Consider the following 16,969-nt stretch of genomic DNA (forward strand, 5'->3'; position numbering starts at 1 on the left):
GGGATGGTGTGGCGACTGCAAGCAGGCCTAGGAAAGCATACTCAACGGCGTAGAGCGATGCATCCGCAGGAGGTTGAGGGCGATGCTGCGCAAGCAGCAAAAGAGCCCGGGGATGGGGAAGAGCCAAGTTGATCACAAACGCTGGCCAAACGAGTACTTCGCGCAGTTGGGGCTGTTCACCATGACGCAGGCCCGAATGCAAGCGAGCCAATCCCGATGAGGAAACCACTGACTGGAGAGCCGTGTGCGGGAAAACTGCACGCACGGTTCGGAGGGAGGGGAGGCCTTGGCCTTTCCTACCCCTATCAGGAAGGCTGCCTGCATTTTGTAGGAGCCCCGCCCTCGGGGCTATGGGGGTGGTCTGTGAGGCTTTTCGCGACGGGGGCGTCGCTCCTACAGGAGGGCTGCTTGCATTTTGTAGGAGCCCCGCCCTCGGGGCGATGGGTCGTGGTCTGCGAGGGTGATCGCGACGGGGGCGTCGCTCCTACAAAAAAAGCGTCAATGCCCACATCATCGGGCTGGATCAATCAAGCCGGGCAGGATGTGCACGGTCCCGCTTGAGGCTATGATCGCCGACCTTTGGTACACACGCTATGGCTGGAATCCACATCACCGACATTGAAGCCGCCATCAACCATTGGCGCAGCAAGAACCCCTCGCCCGACGGGGTGTCGCTGCCGCCTGAGCTGCGGGCATTGGCCCAGGTGTATGGGCTGATGGTCTACCACCAGCAGGACTTGGCTGACGAATTCACCTTGCCTGTGAAAGCCGCCGAGGCTTGGCAAGACTGGTATGCCAGCACGCCCGATACGCCGTGCATTGCCATTTGCTCGACCAGCCAGGGTGACGAAACCTGCAAAGGCTGTGGTCGGAGTTTTGAAGAGGTGCAGCTGTGGATTGAGATGAGTCCGGGTGAAAAACGTGCCATTTGGCAGCGCATCACTGCAGAGGGCACCTCGTGGCGCTTTAACCGCTATGCCGAACGCGCCGCCGAAGACCGCCGTTGGGCCAAAGCGGCGGCCGATGCGCAGGTGCCGCTCGATTTGAAACCTTGACAACGTTGAGCACCAGGCGGCTTTGTGGCCGCGAGCGCTCATTCGTCCAAGTCACTGCCTTGAACCACGCGCCGCACCACGTCGGCGTTGAATCCCCGGGTCAGCAAGAAGCGCATTTGCTTGGCCCTGTCTTGCGGGTCTTGGGGGGGGTGTCCAAATTTCTTGCGCCACACTTCCGTCGCACGGTGCCATTCCGTTTCTTTCAGGCCCGCCATGGCTTCGGTCACCGCTTCGCCCGACAGCCCCTTGGCGGCGAGCTCTTGCTTGATGCGGGTGCTTCCTAATTTGGCAGACCGTCGGTTGACCAAGGAGTCCACGGCGCGGCCGTCGTTGATGAAGTCCCGCGCCTGCAACTCGTCGAGTGCCTTGGCCAATTCGCCAGGGACTTCTTCGTGGGGTGCCAGTTTGCGCTCCAACTCGGCACGGGAGTGTTCACGCTGGCTCAAAAGCCGCAGGGCGCGGCCTTTGAGCGAGGGCTGAAAACCGGGCTTGTTCAAGCGGCTTCGGCCTTGGGGGCGGCGATGGCCGATTCGAGCAAACGGATGCCCAGCGATTCGCGCACTTTGTTTTCGATCTCGCGAGCCAGCGCCGGGTTTTCACGCAGGAATTCACGGGCGTTGTCACGGCCTTGGCCGATTTTTTCGCCTTGGTAGGCGTACCAAGCGCCCGACTTGTCCACAATTTTGGCGGTCACACCCATGTCAATCACTTCGCCTTCGCGGCTGATGCCCGCGCCAAACAAGATGTCGAATTCGGCGGTTTTGAAAGGTGGAGCCACTTTGTTTTTGACCACTTTGACCTTGGTCTCGTTGCCAATGGCGTCGTCACCCTTTTTGATGGTGCCGGTGCGGCGGATGTCCAAACGCACCGAGGCGTAGAACTTGAGCGCGTTGCCGCCGGTGGTGGTTTCGGGGCTGCCAAACATGACACCGATCTTCATGCGGATTTGGTTGATGAAGATGACGGTGCAGTTGGTCTTTTTGATGGTGGCGGTCAGCTTGCGCAGGGCCTGGCTCATCAAACGCGCTTGCAGGCCGGGCAGGCTGTCGCCCATATCGCCTTCGATTTCGGCCTTGGGCGTGAGTGCTGCGACCGAGTCGATGACGACCAGATCCACCGCGCCAGAGCGCACCAGGCTGTCCACAATTTCCAGGGCTTGCTCGCCAGTGTCGGGCTGGCTGACCAGCAGTTCTTGCAGGTTGACACCCAGGTTTTGCGCGTATTGCACGTCCAGGGCGTGTTCAGCGTCCACAAAAGCACAGGTGCCGCCCAAGCGCTGCATTTCAGAGATGACTTGCAAAGTGAGGGTGGTTTTGCCCGAGGACTCAGGGCCGTAGATTTCGATCACGCGGCCACGGGGCAGGCCACCCACGCCCAGTGCGATGTCCAGACCCAAAGAGCCGGTGGAGACGACTTGGATGTCGGCGATGACTTCGCCTTCGCCCAGACGCATGATGGTGCCTTTGCCGAATTGTTTTTCAATCTGGGCCAGGGCGGCTTGCAGGGCTTTGGACTTTTCGCTGTTCACGTCGCTCATGAAAATCTCCTTGAATATCAATGGGTTGTGGCACCAGTGGGCTGGGTCATGTGCTGTTGACTGGATGCTTGAACAGTACTGTAAACGAGCTGTATAAACCTGTAAACTCAATTTTTAGTCAGTTTACCTTATCATTTGCGACCATGGAACTCACCCCCACCACACCGCCTGAGGGCCTTGAGAGACACGATGACCGATGGCGGCAAACCCATTTGGGCCGATTGCTCGGACACGCCATGCGCCGCTTTGATGAGCGTGTGCTTTACCTCATGGCGGGCAACGAAGGTGTGCCTTTGGCTTTGGCCAATTTGGCAGCACGCGACCAGATCAGTGCAGCCCATGTGCACATCACGCGGCATTTGGCGATGGAGGGCTCGCGCCTGACCGATCTGGCCCAAGCGGCGGGCATGAGCAAACAAGCCATGGGCGACCTGGTGGACCAGTGCACGGCCTGGGGTTTGGTGCGGCGTGAAGCGGACACAGCCGATGCCCGTGTCCGTCGGGTGGTGTTCACGCCCGTGGGATTGGCTTGGTTGCAGGCATTCAAGGACGCCGTGGCCCAAGCCGAAGCGGAGTTTCGAGCCGCCGTGGGCAAGGATGTGGCCACCGTGGTGGCCTTGGGCTTGGAGGCCTATGCGTCTTGAATTTTGCCCAAGGGCTGTGCACGGTGGAACTAGAATCAGACAGCCCGTACCGGCACACCCGAGAGCCTCACACAACAACAGGAGACAGCCATGCGTATTTTGATAGCCGAAGACGACCAGGTTCTGGCCGATGGTTTGTTGCGCACTTTGCGCAGTGCCGGTGCTGCCGTCGACCATGTGGCCAGTGGCAGCGAAGCCGATGCGGCCCTCATGACCAACAACGAATTCGACCTGTTGATCCTGGATTTGGGCTTGCCCAAAATGCATGGTTTGGACGTGCTCAAGCGTCTGCGATCGCGCGGTTCAGTCTTGCCTGTGCTGATTTTGACCGCAGCGGACAGCGTGGAAGAGCGCGTCAAAGGGCTGGATTACGGGGCTGACGATTACATGGCCAAGCCCTTCAGTTTGCAAGAGCTGGAAGCCCGGGTTCGTGCCTTGACCCGACGGGGCATGGGTGGGGCCACCTCCCAAATCAAGCACGGCCCGCTGGTCTATGACCAGTCCGGTCGGGTGGCCACCATCGACGGCAAAATGGTGGAGTTGTCGGCCCGTGAGTTGGGCTTGCTGGAAGTCCTGCTGCAACGCGCTGGGCGCTTGGTCAGCAAAGATCAGTTGGTGGAGCGTCTGTGCGAGTGGGGTGAAGAGGTCAGCAACAATGCCATTGAGGTGTACATCCACCGCTTGCGCAAAAAAATCGAAAAAGGCCCCATCCGCATCGCCACGGTGCGCGGTTTGGGTTATTGCCTGGAAAAAATACCGGGTTAATACATTTCGGTTTTGAGCACCGGTTTCGGCGCTGAAATACCTTTACCCATGAAATCCCAAGGCTGGAACGTGCGAATTTTCAAACGCGAGCAGCGTTCCTTGTTCGGGGAAATACTGGACTGGATGCTCACCCCTTTGCTCTTGCTCTGGCCCATCAGCCTGGCCTTGACCTGGCTGGTGGCGCAAGGCTTGGCCAACAAACCCTTTGACCGTGCGCTGGTCTACAACGTGCAGGCCTTGGCCCAGCAAGTCAGGCTGGGACCCGATAAAAAGATTGATTTCAGTTTGCCCCAGCCGGCCAGTGAGTTGTTGCGGGCGGACGAAACCGATTTGGTGTATTACCAAGTGCGTGGGGCAGCGGGTGAGCATTTGAGCGGTGAGCGTGATTTGCCTGCGCCACCGGCAGACCAGGACAAGGGCAGCAGCTACGAGGTCCACATTCGCGACGATGAGATGCGTGGATTGGAAGTGCGGGTGGCCTACACCTGGATTCGGCTGGATGCGAAAAACCAACCGCCCGCATTGGTGCAAGTGGCCGAAACCCGTGAAAAACGTTCGGTGCTGGCCGCTGAAATCATCAAAGGCGTGATGTTGCCCCAGTTTGCCTTGTTGCCTTTGGCGGTGCTGCTGGTGTGGCTGGCTCTGGTGCGCGGCATCAAGCCCTTGTCTGAGCTGGAAGAGCGCATCCGGGAACGCAAGCCCGACGACTTGAGCCCCTTGGACGACAAGGCCGTGCCCATGGAGGTCGCACCTTTGGTGGTCTCGGTCAACGAATTGCTGGAGCGCCTGAAAGACTCCATCGTGACCCAAAAACGATTTTTGGCCGATGCCGCACATCAGCTCAAAACCCCACTGGCCGGTCTGCGCATGCAGGCCGATTTGGCGCAGCGCTCGGGCTCCAGCGAAGAGGACCTGAAAAAATCCTTGCAGCAAATTGGCCGAGCCAGTGTTCAGGCCACCCACACCGTCAACCAGTTGCTGTCGCTCGCGCGTGCCGAAGGCGGGGGCACGCATGTGGCGCAGCAAAGTTGCGACATGGTGTTGTTGTCCAGTGAAGTCTTGCAAGACTGTTTGCCACGGGCGATGGACAAGGGCCTGGACCTGGGCTATGAGGGGGTTGACCCGGGCACTTTGGGCGCACAAGTGCAAGGCAATGCCACTTTGCTCAAAGAGATGCTGCGCAACTTGGTCGAAAACGCCATGCTTTACACGCCCAGCACCTCCGAGCGTCAGGGGGTGATCACGGTCAGGGTCTTGGTGGACCCGTACAGCCGTGCCTTGGTGATGCAGGTCGAGGACAACGGCCCCGGTATCCCCTTGCCTGAACGTGATTTGGTGTTTCAGCCCTTCTACCGCGCACTGGGAACCAATGTGGACGGTTCGGGTTTGGGGCTGCCCATCGTCAAGGAAATTGCACAACAGCACGGGGCCACGGTGAGCATTGACTATGCCCACCATGGGCCAACGCCGCATGGCGCGTGTTTTACCTTGCGCTTTGCAACGAGTTGAGACACCGCCCACCAAGACAAGCTGGGTGTGCATCGATGTCAGGCGGTGGGGCTCATGTCGAGTTGTAAACGCTCGCGCTCCATGACACGCGCGACGGCAGGGTGGGCCGCCACTTTACCAACAAAAGTCCACAAAACGGGGTGTTCCTTGGGCGCAATGCCCGCGATCGTGCCCCAACGGGTCAGGGTCAAAGCATAGGCATCCAGCGGGCCAAAGTGTGCGCCACTCAACCAAGCTTGAGAGGAGTCAGCTGCCTGGCTCACCAAGCTTTGCAACTCCCCCAGCATGCTGCGAAACAGCTGGATGTTGTAGGGTTTCAGGGCCGCTTGGACTTCGGGTTGGTCCGAAAATTTTTGCGGCATGAAGATGTGGGTGAACGTGGGGTGCACAGTGTTGTTCATCCAAGCCAAGGTCGAGATGGCCCGTGCGCGAGCCAAGGGCTCTGTGGGCAAAAATCCCAATTCGGGAAAGAGTTGGTCCAGGTGCAAAACGATGGCCACAATTTGTGTCACCGCTTGACCGTTGTTGACCAAAACCGGCACCTGTCCACGCGGGTTGATGGCTTTGTAGTCGTCGCTGTTTTGTTCACCCTTGTGCAGTTTGACCATGCAAGGCTCAAAGGGGGCACCGCTCATTTCCAGCAGCACATGCGGCACAAAAGAGCAAGCACCGGGGGCAAAGTAAAGTTGAAGGCTCATGGGGGTGTTTAAAAAACTAAGGCTGAGAAGACGGTGGGGCCGCCGAGGCATCCGCCGCCACGGGGGGTAAAACGGGTTCGGCCACGAGGGCTGGCTTGGCAGGGGTTTGGGCACTCAGAGGGGAGACGGTGAGGGCTTCGGGCTGAATTTGTTGCGCAAGACGTGCCGGTTCCCGGTGACCATGGGGGTCAAAGCCCCAAGGCGCAAAAAGCTCCCACTGCCAAGCCAGCAGCACCGTGTTGAGCAGCACCAAAATGCCAACCCCGTATTTGAGCTTCAAAGGGAACCCCCAGATGAAAATGGACGCACACTGATTTCGGAACTGACGATGTCGTGCACCAGGCCATCGGTTTGGATGCGCAGCGCCCCGTTGGGGCCAACCCCCATGGCCAGACCTTGTTGGCCATCGCTGGTGTGCACCTGTCGACCTTTGAGCGTGTCACGGGCTTCAAAAGCGGCCTGAAGAGGCGCAAAACCCTGTGACTCAAAACGCAGCAAGGCTTGGATGAGCGGGCTGGCAACGCGTGCAAGGCAAGAGGGTGCCGTCAATTCGGGCCGCAACTCTGACAAGCACGCGGGTGGCGTACTCAGGCCATCGGCCAAGCGCGGGCGGATGTTCAGGCCCACACCAACCACCACTTGGCTGCGCCCGCCCATGCTGGCCGCTTCGACCAAAATGCCGCCGAGTTTGCGGTCTTCAAACCACAAATCATTGGGCCATTTGAGTTGCACATCGGGGTGCAGGCTCTCAGCCAGGCTCAGCCCCACGGCCAGTGACAAACCTGACCAGTCCTGAGGGGCTAAAGACAGACTGAGAGAAAAGGTGAGCGAGTCGCCCGGCTGGCTTTGCCAGACCCGGCCCAAGCGCCCCCGTCCTGCCGTTTGGCGTTCAACCACCAACAAGGTCGATTCCAGATGACCCGCCCTCGCACGGCGCATGAGCTCGCTGTTGCTCGAATCCAATTCGGGCAACACCTCGACCGTGAAGTCGGGCAGCAGGGGAAAAATCTGTTCCCAGATTGATTCGGCAGGCCAGGGTGTCATGGGCGTCACGGGGCTCAGACGCCCCGCGCTGACTTTTTCTTCTGAGCTGGGATTTTGGGCGTGGCCGGGCGGCGTTTGGGGGAGAGCAAAGTGCCCCGGCAGTTGTCGCTGCCACACCAGCAGGGGTATTCGGCCTTGAGCTTCTTGGTGTAGGGCTCGTCAATGATCAGACCGTAGTCGTAATTGAGCTCTTCACCGGCGGCAATGTCGTGAATGGCTTTGATGAAGATTCGGTCGTTGTCTTCGTCAGCTTCGCAGTTGGGATCGCAGCTGTGGTTGATCCAGCGCGAAGAGTTGCCGCCATTGAGCGCATCAATCACCCGGTCTTCGTTCACATGGAAGTAAAAGGTGTGATTGGGGTCTTCGGGGTTGTGCGGGTGACGGTCTTGGGCTTCGTCCCAGCTGATGATCTCGCCCACATATTCAATGACGGTGTCGCCCTCGGCAATGTCTTGCAAGGCAAATACGCCCTTGCCATGCACGCCTGAGCGGCGGACCTGGATGCGCTTGCCGGTGGTGCGTGGCACAGAACGGCCAGGGGTCGGAGCAGGTGTTTTGGCCACAGCGTTGAAAAATTTGTTATGGTGAATTCATGTGGGCGTGCGCGTGAGCGCGTGCCCGGGCGCGTACACACACGCGAGACAACGGGATTGTAATGACATGAAGACCTTGGTAATTGCAGAAAAGCCTTCAGTGGCCCAAGACATTGTTCGGGCCCTCACACCGGTGGCGGGCAAGTTCGAAAAACACGATGACCATTTTGAGAGCGACACCTATGTGGTGACCAGCGCCGTGGGCCACCTGGTGGAGATCCAGGCCCCTGAGCAATACGACGTCAAGCGCGGCAAGTGGAGCTTTGCCAACCTGCCCGTGATTCCGCCGCACTTTGACCTCAAGCCCGTGGACAAGACCAAGAGCCGCTTGACGGCCGTGGTCAGGCAAGCCAAACGAAAAGATGTGACGGCCATCATCAACGCCTGTGACGCGGGCCGCGAAGGGGAGCTGATCTTCCGTTTGATTGAGCAGTACGCAGGTGGTGCCAAGCCGCTGAACAAGCCCGTCAAGCGCCTGTGGTTGCAGTCCATGACGCCGCAAGCCATTCGCGACGGCTTCAACAGCCTGCGCAGCGAACAACAAATGCAGGGCTTGGCCGACGCCGCCCGCAGCCGATCCGAGGCCGACTGGTTGGTGGGCATCAACGGCACGCGTGCCATGACCGCCTTCAACTCGCGCGATGGCGGTTTCTTCTTGACCACCGTGGGCCGGGTGCAAACCCCCACGCTGGCCGTGGTGGTCGAGCGCGAAGAGCAAATCCGCAAGTTCGTGAGCCGCGACTACTGGGAAATCCACGCCGAGTTTGGGGCTGCAGCGGGCACCTACCCCGGCAAGTGGTTCGACCCCAAGTGGCGCAAAGAAGAAGACGCCGAAAAGAAAGCCGACCGCCAATGGACCGCCGCCGAGGCGCAAGCCATTGTGGATGCGGTGCGCGGCAAGACGGCCAGCGTGACCGAAGAGGCCACGCCCACCACCCAAGCGAGCCCCGGTTTGTTTGACCTGACCAGCCTGCAGCGCGAGGCCAACGGCAAGTTTGGCTTCTCGGCCAAGACCACGCTGGCGCTGGCCCAAAGCCTGTACGAACGCCACAAGGCCCTGACTTACCCGCGTACCGATTCGCGCCACCTGCCCGAAGACTATGTGCCCGTGGCCAAGCAAACCTTTGAAATGCTGGCCGACAGCGGCATGCGCCACCTGGCCCCGCACGCGCTCACGGCGCTGAACAACAACTACGTGCGCAAGATTCCGCGTGTGTTTGACAACAAAAAGGTCTCGGACCACTTCGCCATCATCCCCACGCTGCAAGCGCCCAGCGGCCTGTCCGAGGCCGAGCAAAAGCTCTATGACCTGGTGGTGCGCCGCTTCATGGCGGTGTTCTTCCCCAGCGCCGAATACCAGGTGACCACACGCATCAGCGTGGCCGCAGGCCACAGCTTCAAAACCGTGGGCAAGGTCTTGGTCAAACCCGGCTGGCTGGCCATTTACGGCAAAGAAGCCGCCGCCGAAGTCGAAGACGCCAAAGACGGTGACAAAGGCCAGAACCTGGTACCTGTGCAGCCCGGCGAGCAGGTCGGTGTGGAGTCGGTCGAGGCCAAGGGCCTGAAAACCCGCCCACCCGCCCGCTATTCAGAAGCCACGCTGTTGGGCGCCATGGAAGGCGCGGGCAAGATGGTCGACGACGACGAGCTGCGCGAAGCCATGCAGGAAAAAGGCCTGGGCACGCCCGCCACCCGCGCCGCCATCATTGAAGGCCTGATCAACGAAAAGTACATGCTGCGCGAAGGCCGCGAGATGATCCCGACGGCCAAGGCCTTCCAGCTCATGACGCTGTTGCGCGGCCTGCAGGTCGAAGAACTTTCGCGCCCCGAACTCACCGGCGAGTGGGAATACAAGCTCGCGCAAATGGAGCAAGGCAAATTGAGCCGCGCCACTTTCATGGCCGAGATCGCGGCCATGACCGAGCACATCGTCAAAAAAGCCAAGGAATACGACCGCGACACCGTGCCCGGCGACTACGCCACGCTGAGTGCGCCGTGCCCCAACTGTGGCGGCGTGGTCAAGGAAAACTACCGTCGCTACACCTGCAATGGTGCCGATGGGGCCAGCGACGGCTGCGGCTTCTCGTTTGGCAAGTCGCCTGCCGGACGCACCTTCGAGCCGGCTGAAGTCGAGCAGTTCATGCGCGACAAGAAGATCGGGCCGCTGGACGGCTTCCGCTCCAAAGCCGGTTGGCCCTTTGTGGCCGAAATGGCGCTCAAGTACAACGAAGAAGAAAAGAACTGGAAGCTCGAGTTCGACTTCGGCGACGACAAGAAAAACGAAGACAGCGGCGAGATCGTCGAGTTCAGCGACGAATCGCTGGGTGCCTGCCCCAAGTGCGGCAGCCCGGTGCACGAGCATGGCAGCAACTATGTCTGCAGCAAAGCCCTGCCCACGAACGAGCAACCCACGCCCAGCTGCGATTTCAAGACCGGCAAGGTCATCTTGCAGCAACCCGTGGAACGCGAACAGGTCATCAAGCTGCTGAGCACGGGCAAAACCGACTTGCTGGACAAGTTCTTGAGCAACCGCACACGCCGCACCTTCAAGGCCATGCTGGCCTGGAACCCCGAAGAGGGCAAAGTGACGTTTGAATTTGAGCAGCGCGAAGGCGGTAAAAAATACCCACCACGCAAGACGGCCGCCGCCAAAACGCCTTTCGGCAAAACAGCTGCGAAGAAAACCACGGCCAAGACCGCTGTCGCCAAAGCCCCAGCGGCCAAAAAAGTTGCCAAGCCCGCCGCCGAAAAAGCCCCGCGCAAAGCCGCTGTGGGCAGCTTGAAGCCCAGCCCCGCCTTGATGGCCGTGATTGGCGACGGCAGCTATGCCCGCACCGAAGTGGTCAAAAAAATCTGGGACTACATCAAGGCCAACAACCTGCAAGACCCGGCTGACAAGCGCTCCATCAAGGCCGACAGCAAGCTGCAAGCCGTGTTTGGCAAAGACCAGGCCACCATGTTCGAGCTGGCCGGCATCATCGGCAAGCACCTGAGCTGAGGCACGAAAGGGGCAGAACCCCATGCTGTGTCGAGCTTGTCTTGGGCACAGCCAGCAGTGTGCGAGCCCTGAAGGAGCCCTGCCTTTTGTAGGAGCCCCGCCCTCGGGGCGATGGTGGGTGGTCTGCGAGGCTTGATCGCGACGAGGGCGTCGCTCCTACGGGGGACTGCCCCGCATTTTGTAGGAGCCCCGCCCCCGGGGCGATGGGTGGTGGTCTGCGAGGCTTGATCGCGACTGGGGCGTCGCTCCTACGGGGGAGTGCCCTGCATTTTGTAGGAGCCCCGCCCCCGGGGCGATGGGTGGTGGTCTGCGAGGCTTGATCGCGACGAGGGCGTCGCTCCCACGGAAAAAGTCATTGGGCAGATCAATAAACCCTGCCTGTAATGAGATGTTTACACTATTAAATGTCGGTTCGACATTACACTTATCGAACATGTCAACCCGAGGCCATGAAACCGCGAACTCGGCGGTCCCTGATGGCTTTCAACCAGGAGATGGCCTTGAACATCTACATAGCACTGTTCCTTTTGTTTGGCGCAGTATTTGGTCTCTCGACGTATTCTTATCAGCACATCTTCAGCGAAGGGCCGCACAAGGTCGAGACACCCCAAGGGGGCTCCACCTTGGGCGGTCGCGTGTTGTGGGCCTTGGTCTGCAGTTTCTTGTGGCCCATCATGGTCCTCACCGGACTCAACTCAGCACGAATACTGGCCAAGCGAAAACGTCAAGCGGCGGCTGCAAACCATTGATAGGCCTGGGGTTGACTGCTTGCCTGACGTCAACCAGGCATCCCGCCCTGCGACGTTCGCATCAACACTTTTTTTGTAGGAGCGACGCCCCCGTCGCGATAAGCCTCGCAGACCCCCAAGCATCGCCCCGAGGGCGGGGCTCCTACAAAATGCGGGGCATCTCCCTTGTAGGAGCGACGCCCCCGTCGCGATCACCCTCGCACACCCCCAAGCATCGCCCCGAGGGCGGGGCTCCTACAAAATGCGGGGCATCTCCCCTGTAGGAGCGACGCCCCCGTCGCGATAAGCCTCGCAGACCACAAGGAATCGCCCCGAGGGCGGGGCTCCTACAAAATGCAGGGCATCTCCCCTGTAGGAGCGACGCCCTCGTCGCGAAAAGCCTCGCACACCACCAACAATCGCCCCAAGCCCGGGCTCCCTCACGGATCGCGTCTCTGGCGTCTGCAGGCGACGCGGTGGACGCGGTGGGTTTTTAGCGGCCTTTCAAAGACCTCAGTCGGTTTGGCGGGCGGCCTGCAGCGCCTCGCGCAACACGCGCAAGTCGCCAATGTGGTTGGCCAGCAGCAAGATCAGGCGGGCGTTGAGCGCCTCGCTTTGTTCGTCACTCAGGCCGTTGTGCGCGTCGATCAGGTGTTCATAAAACTCGTCGCCAGGCGAAAAGTCGCGGAAGAAGCGGCGGCCGGTTTCGTGGAAATTGGGCGCGGTGTTCAGGGCGGTGGGGGTGTTGGTGGGCATGTCTGTTTTCTCTTCCATTCAGGCCTGGGCGCCCACTTGCCCCAAGGCACGGGCCAGGGCCGTTTGCAGCCGGGCACTGTCCAGGCTGCGCCAGCGGGCCAGCACATGCTGGTCGGGGCGCAGCAAATAGGTGGTGCCGGGCTGGGCGTCGTAGCGCTTGGCCATCCAGCCTTGCGCGTCCACCAACACTTTAAAGCCGGGCACCTGCAGGGCCTGGCGCGACACGATCAGGCTGTCCACCGGCACCACACCCTGCTTCAGGGCTTGCAGGGTGGCCAGCGTCTGGGCTTCGGGCACAGCATCCACAAAGTGCAAAACCGCAAAGCCGCGCCCCACCTGGTCCAGCAGCCAGGCGTCTTGGCCGTCCACTTGCACGGGCGCATCGTCCATCGGTGCGCCGGGCACCATCTGGCCTTCAAACGCATCGGCGTCGGGGGTGTTGAGCACCGAGTCGGTCAGGAAAGACGGCATGGACAAGCGGCCCGAATTGACCAGCTTGCGCGCAAAGGGGTGGTGCTTGGCCAGCGCCAGCACCTGGTTGCGGAAGGTTTTGCTGGTGCGGCTCTTGGGCGTGATGAAGTCGGTCGAGCGCGTCGAGTTCATGATGTTTTCGTCGGCGGCAAACTGGCGGTCCATCGCGTAGGTGTCGAGCAGCTTTTCGTTGGCCTGGCCTTGCATGACCAAGCCCAGCTTCCACATCAAATCGTCCGCGTCCTGAAAGCCCGAGTTGGCCCCGCGTGCGCCAAAGGGCGAGACCTGGTGCGCCGCGTCTCCCACAAACAGCACACGGCCGTGGCGAAAATCGGTCATGCGGCGGCACTGGAAGGTGTAGATGCTGACCCACTCCAGCTCAAACGGCCGCTCGTCGCCCAGCATGGCCTTCAGGCGCGGGATGACTTTTTCGGGCTTCTTTTCTTCTTCGGGGTCGGCGTCCCAGCCGAGCTGAAAGTCGATGCGCCAGACGTTGTTGCTTTGCTTGTGGAGCAGCACGCTTTGGTTGGGGTGAAACGGCGGGTCGAACCAGAACCAGCGCTCGGCCGGGTAGTCGGCTTTCATGATCACGTCGGCGATCAAGAAGCGGTCCTGGAACACGCGGCCTTCGATGTCCAAACCTAGATGGCGGCGGATCGGGCTGCGTGCGCCGTCGGCCACCACCAGCCAGTCGGCCTCGATGTCAAAGTGGCCTTCGGGCGTTTCCACCGTGAGTGTGGCGTGATCGTCGTGGCGTGTCACGGCGGTCACCTTGTGCTGCCAGCGGATGTCGGCCCCCAATTCGAGGGCGCGGGCAATCAGCATTTCCTCGACGTGGTACTGCTGCAGGTTGATCATGCCGGGGCGCTTGTGGCCGGCATCGGGCACCAGGTTGAACTGGTAGACCTCGTCTTCTTCCAAAAAGGTGCGGCCAATGTTCCAGCTCACGCCCAAGCCGCAGGCCTCGTCGGCAATGCCCAGGCGGTCCAGGATTTCGAGCGAGCGCTTGGCGTAACACACCGCCCGCGAGCCGACCGAGACGGTCTTGTCGTCGTCCAGCACCAGCACCTCAAGGCCTTGCAAACGCGCATCGATGGCCGCCGCCAGGCCCACCGGCCCTGCGCCAATCACGATCAGCGGTTTGCGCTGCGGCGGTGTGGCCATCAGGTCGGCAGGCGACTTGTAGGGATAAATCGGGTTGACGTAAGCACCCATGTGCACAGCTCCAAAATGGTCAAAAAGCACCCTGTGGTGCCCAGACTGTAATTTACCATTGATAAATCGGTTTACCTAAACGTAATTTTTCGCGTTGAGGGTTCAGCGTCCAACATGGTGGGTTGAACGCTCAACGCCCAACGACACCTGTTTGACAGCACCCCGTCGCATGGTCCGTTATGCTTGAACTTGTTTCTTGTATGACAACCACATGAGTCAACACTTCACCCCCGTCTCCAGCGGCGCTCGCCTGTCCGATCAGGTGGCCGAGCAATTGAGCGCCGAGATCAAGCAAGGTCGTTTGGCACCGGGCGACAAACTGCCCACCGAGGCGCGACTGGTTGAGCAGTTCGCCGTCAGCCGCACCGTGGTGCGCGAGGCGGTGTCGCGCCTCAAATCGCTGGGCTTGGTGGATTCGCGCCAGGGCAGTGGGGTGTTTGTGAGTGTGCAGCAGCCTTTTGCGCCCCTGAACTTCGAAGCCCGGCATGCTGCTTCGCAAGAGGCGGTGGTTCAGATCGTGGAGGTGCGCCGCGCCCTGGAGGCCGAGGTGGCAGCGCTGGCGGCTGAGCGGCGCAGTGCCAGCGACCTGCAGGCCATCGAGCAGGCGGTCCAGGCGCTGGACCAAGCCGTGCAGTCGGGTGGTGATGGCGTGGCCGAGGATGTGAATTTTCACCGCGCCATTGCCGAGGCCACGCGCAATCCATTTTTGATCCAGACGCTGGGCTATCTGAGCCAGTTTTTGCACGGGGCCACCCAGGTGACCCGGGCCAACGAGGCCCGGCGCGGTGACTTTGCGGCCGCTGTGCGCAGCGAGCACCAGGCCATCTTGCAGGCCGTGCAGGCGGGTGATCCCGAGCGGGCACGCGAAGCTGCTTCCGCCCACATGGGCAACGCCATTGGCCGCATTCGCAAAGCCGATCCGGTGTTCTGGGTGCAAGAAGGCGAGCGGCTGGCGCAGCCCCTGGTCAAGGGGCTGCAGGGCTGAGTTACTCGGCCTTGATGTTGGCCGCCTTGACCACCGCCGCATAGCGCGACAGGTCACGCGCCATGTCGCGGCCAAACTTCTCGGGGCCGCCCGGGCTGGCCGTGATGCCCAGGGTGTTCAGGCGCTCGCGCACGGCCGGGTCGTTCAAGACCACATTCAGCTCGGTGTTGAGTTTGTCCACAATCGCCCGGGGCGTTTTGGCCGGGGCCAGCAAACCGACCCATGAGTTGATGTCGAAATCGGCCACACCCGCTTCGATGAAGGTCGGCACCTCGGGCATGGACGGGGCGCGTTGTGCGCTGGACACCGCCACCGCATGCAACTTGCCCGACTTGACGTGCGAAATCGCCCCCGCCACGGCGGTGTAGACCAGCGGAATGTTGCCGCCCATCACATCGATCATGGCCTGACCGCCGCCTTTGTAGGGGATGTGCGTGAGGTTGGCCCCCGTGCGCTGCTTGAGCAATTCACCGGCAATGTGGGGGGTGCCGCCCGTGCCGGAGGTGCCATACGACAGGCCGCCCGACTGGGTTTTGGACAGGGCGATCACTTCCTGCAGCGTCTTGGCCTTCACGCCGGGGTGCGCCACCAAAATCAAAATCGCATCGCCAATTTTGCCGATGGGGGCAAAGTCTTTGGCGGTGTCAAAACCCACTTTGGGAAACACATGGGGGTTGATCACCATCGTGCCGTCAAAGCCCAAGAGCAAGGTGTAGCCATCGGGTTCGGCCGTGGCCACCATTTGTGTGCCGATGTTGCCCGAGGCACCGGGTTTGTTGTCCACGATCACCTGCTGGCCCAAGCGCTTGGACAGCTGCTCGGCAATCAGGCGGCCGCTCGTGTCGGTCACGCCGCCGGTCGCAAAGGGAACCACCAGGCGAATGGGTTTGGCGGGGTAGGCTGCTTGGGCAGCGGCTGTGCCAGCGCTCAGGGCCAGGCCGCCGCAGGCAGCGGCCATCAAGCCCGTGCTGAGCGCGGCTTTGAGCCATTGGCGTCGGGGTGTTGGGGTCTTCTGGGTCATCGTTGTCTCCAATGGGTTTGTAGGTGAATCAATTGGTTTCAGCGTAGCGCTTTTCAAAAGCCCACACGTCTTCAAAACCCATGAGCTTCGTCAGGTCGGCAAAGTCGTACAAAGGCGTGCTGCCTTGGGCCGACGAGCCGGTGTCTTTGAACTGCTGGTACACCTGCGTCATGGCCTGCACACCCGCCAGCAAGGCCGTGACGGGGAAGATGGCGATCTTGTAGCCCAGCGCTTCCAGCTCGGGCTTCGTCAGCACCGGGGTGCGGCCTTTTTCGACCATGTTGGCCACCAGCGGCACATCAAAGCTTTGGCCGATGCGGCGCATTTCTTCTTCGGACTCGGGCGACTCGACAAACAAGATGTCGGCACCGGCTTTGGCGTAAGCCTCGGCCCGGCGCAGCGCCTCGTCCAGGCCCAGCGTGGTGCGGGCGTCGGTGCGGGCGATGATCAAAAAGTCTTTGGACTCGCGCGAGTCCACCGCCACCTGGATCTTGCGCACCATGTCGGCCATGGGGATCACGCGGCGGCCCGGCGTGTGGCCGCATTTTTTGGGGAACTCCTGGTCTTCGAGCTGGATGGCGCAAGCGCCTGCCGCCTCGTAGCCCCGGATGGTGTGGCGCATGTTGAGCAGGCCGCCGTAGCCAGTGTCGGCATCGGCAATGAGTGGCGTGCGGGCCATGCCCGCCATGGCGGTGACGCGGCCGACCATGTCGCTGTAGGTGGCAAGGCCCGCGTCGGGCAGGCCCATGTGCGAGGCCACGGTGCCATAGCCGGTCATGTACAGCGCATCAAAGCCAAAGCTGTCGGCCAGGCGCAGCGAGACCATGTCAAACACACCGGGGGCGACCACCAGGCCAGCTTGGTTCAATCGCGCACGCAGCGCAGAGGTTTTGGAATTCATGGAACAGGACTTGTGCAAGAGTGATTAAAGTGACATGGTCAGAATTTTT

17 protein-coding genes are annotated in these 16,969 nt (G+C 61.0%); 7 read left to right on the top strand and 10 right to left on the bottom strand.

Translation table 11 applies throughout. The features are described from left to right. The first annotated feature begins 593 nt into the window (after positions 1-593). A complete protein-coding gene (locus AMM41_RS07070; protein WP_089955330.1) occupies positions 594-1,055 on the top strand; it encodes a DUF3717 domain-containing protein in 462 nt (153 codons plus the stop codon). A 38-nt stretch (positions 1,056-1,093) separates the two neighbouring features. Here AMM41_RS07070 and recX read toward each other — a convergent pair whose 3' ends face one another. Together recX and recA are read right to left on the bottom strand one after the other, a co-directional pair. Then, positions 1,094-1,552 carry a recombination regulator RecX gene (recX, locus tag AMM41_RS07075; RefSeq protein ID WP_089955332.1) on the bottom strand — a complete coding sequence of 153 codons (459 nt, stop codon included), beginning with the start codon at positions 1,550-1,552 and terminating at the stop codon, positions 1,094-1,096. Beyond that, positions 1,549-2,592, bottom strand: coding sequence for a recombinase RecA (gene recA, locus AMM41_RS07080; RefSeq protein WP_089955335.1), 1,044 nt, complete (start codon positions 2,590-2,592; stop codon positions 1,549-1,551). The genes recX and recA overlap by 4 nt, the downstream gene beginning before the upstream one ends. Before the next feature lie 143 nt (positions 2,593-2,735). Between recA and AMM41_RS07085 the strand changes: the two genes are divergently transcribed. The 3 genes from AMM41_RS07085 (at position 2,736) to AMM41_RS07095 (ending at position 5,510) form a co-directional block, all read left to right on the top strand. Continuing rightward, on the top strand, positions 2,736-3,236 hold the full coding sequence (locus tag AMM41_RS07085) for a MarR family winged helix-turn-helix transcriptional regulator (RefSeq protein ID WP_089955338.1): 501 nt from the start codon (positions 2,736-2,738) through the stop codon (positions 3,234-3,236). 90 nt (positions 3,237-3,326) lie between these two features. Beyond that, the gene (locus AMM41_RS07090) at positions 3,327-4,001 is read left to right on the top strand and encodes a response regulator (protein ID WP_089955340.1); all 675 of its coding nucleotides are present in this window, start codon (positions 3,327-3,329) and stop codon (positions 3,999-4,001) included. A 48-nt stretch (positions 4,002-4,049) separates the two neighbouring features. Further along, positions 4,050-5,510, top strand: coding sequence for a sensor histidine kinase (locus tag AMM41_RS07095; protein ID WP_228769142.1), 1,461 nt, complete (start codon positions 4,050-4,052; stop codon positions 5,508-5,510). 38 nt (positions 5,511-5,548) lie between these two features. Here the strand turns inward: AMM41_RS07095 and AMM41_RS07100 are convergent, their stop codons facing one another. Genes AMM41_RS07100 through AMM41_RS07115 form a run of 4 tightly spaced genes read right to left on the bottom strand, consistent with a single transcriptional unit; the run spans position 5,549 to position 7,779 of the window. Continuing rightward, on the bottom strand, positions 5,549-6,208 hold the full coding sequence (locus AMM41_RS07100) for a glutathione S-transferase family protein (protein WP_089955343.1): 660 nt from the start codon (positions 6,206-6,208) through the stop codon (positions 5,549-5,551). Between the two features lie 16 nt (positions 6,209-6,224). Next, positions 6,225-6,488, bottom strand: coding sequence for a hypothetical protein (locus tag AMM41_RS07105; RefSeq protein WP_089955346.1), 264 nt, complete (start codon positions 6,486-6,488; stop codon positions 6,225-6,227). Then, positions 6,485-7,252: a biotin--[acetyl-CoA-carboxylase] ligase gene (locus AMM41_RS07110; RefSeq protein ID WP_089955350.1), complete on the bottom strand. Its 768-nt coding sequence runs from the start codon at positions 7,250-7,252 to the stop codon at positions 6,485-6,487. The genes AMM41_RS07105 and AMM41_RS07110 overlap by 4 nt, the downstream gene beginning before the upstream one ends. A 14-nt stretch (positions 7,253-7,266) precedes the next feature. After that, entirely contained in the window at positions 7,267-7,779 is a 513-nt protein-coding gene (locus AMM41_RS07115; RefSeq protein ID WP_089956259.1) for an SET domain-containing protein, read from the bottom strand. 133 nt (positions 7,780-7,912) lie between these two features. Between AMM41_RS07115 and AMM41_RS07120 the strand changes: the two genes are divergently transcribed. Then, the gene (locus tag AMM41_RS07120) at positions 7,913-10,843 is read left to right on the top strand and encodes a DNA topoisomerase III (protein ID WP_089955353.1); all 2,931 of its coding nucleotides are present in this window, start codon (positions 7,913-7,915) and stop codon (positions 10,841-10,843) included. Positions 10,844-11,343: 500 nt separating this feature from the next. Beyond that, the gene (locus tag AMM41_RS07125) at positions 11,344-11,592 is read left to right on the top strand and encodes a hypothetical protein (RefSeq protein WP_146186220.1); all 249 of its coding nucleotides are present in this window, start codon (positions 11,344-11,346) and stop codon (positions 11,590-11,592) included. A 492-nt stretch (positions 11,593-12,084) separates the two neighbouring features. Here the strand turns inward: AMM41_RS07125 and AMM41_RS07130 are convergent, their stop codons facing one another. Beyond that, positions 12,085-12,327, bottom strand: a complete 243-nt coding sequence (locus tag AMM41_RS07130) for a DUF2783 domain-containing protein (protein WP_089956263.1) — start codon at positions 12,325-12,327, stop codon at positions 12,085-12,087. Positions 12,328-12,345: 18 nt separating this feature from the next. Further along, positions 12,346-14,013 carry an FAD-dependent oxidoreductase gene (locus AMM41_RS07135; protein WP_089955362.1) on the bottom strand — a complete coding sequence of 556 codons (1,668 nt, stop codon included), beginning with the start codon at positions 14,011-14,013 and terminating at the stop codon, positions 12,346-12,348. Between the two features lie 211 nt (positions 14,014-14,224). Here AMM41_RS07135 and AMM41_RS07140 point away from each other — a divergent pair, with 211 nt between their 5' ends. Further along, positions 14,225-14,998: a FadR/GntR family transcriptional regulator gene (locus AMM41_RS07140; RefSeq protein ID WP_089955366.1), complete on the top strand. Its 774-nt coding sequence runs from the start codon at positions 14,225-14,227 to the stop codon at positions 14,996-14,998. Between the two features lies 1 nt (position 14,999). Here the strand turns inward: AMM41_RS07140 and AMM41_RS07145 are convergent, their stop codons facing one another. Together AMM41_RS07145 and AMM41_RS07150 are read right to left on the bottom strand one after the other, a co-directional pair. After that, positions 15,000-16,019, bottom strand: coding sequence for a Bug family tripartite tricarboxylate transporter substrate binding protein (locus AMM41_RS07145; RefSeq protein ID WP_089955370.1), 1,020 nt, complete (start codon positions 16,017-16,019; stop codon positions 15,000-15,002). A 28-nt stretch (positions 16,020-16,047) separates the two neighbouring features. Then, the gene (locus AMM41_RS07150) at positions 16,048-16,920 is read right to left on the bottom strand and encodes an isocitrate lyase/PEP mutase family protein (protein WP_089955373.1); all 873 of its coding nucleotides are present in this window, start codon (positions 16,918-16,920) and stop codon (positions 16,048-16,050) included. Between the last annotated feature and the right edge of the window lie 49 nt (positions 16,921-16,969).

Origin of the sequence: Limnohabitans sp. 2KL-3, assembly GCF_001269405.1 — a bacterium.
Taxonomy (GTDB): domain Bacteria; phylum Pseudomonadota; class Gammaproteobacteria; order Burkholderiales; family Burkholderiaceae_C; genus Limnohabitans_A.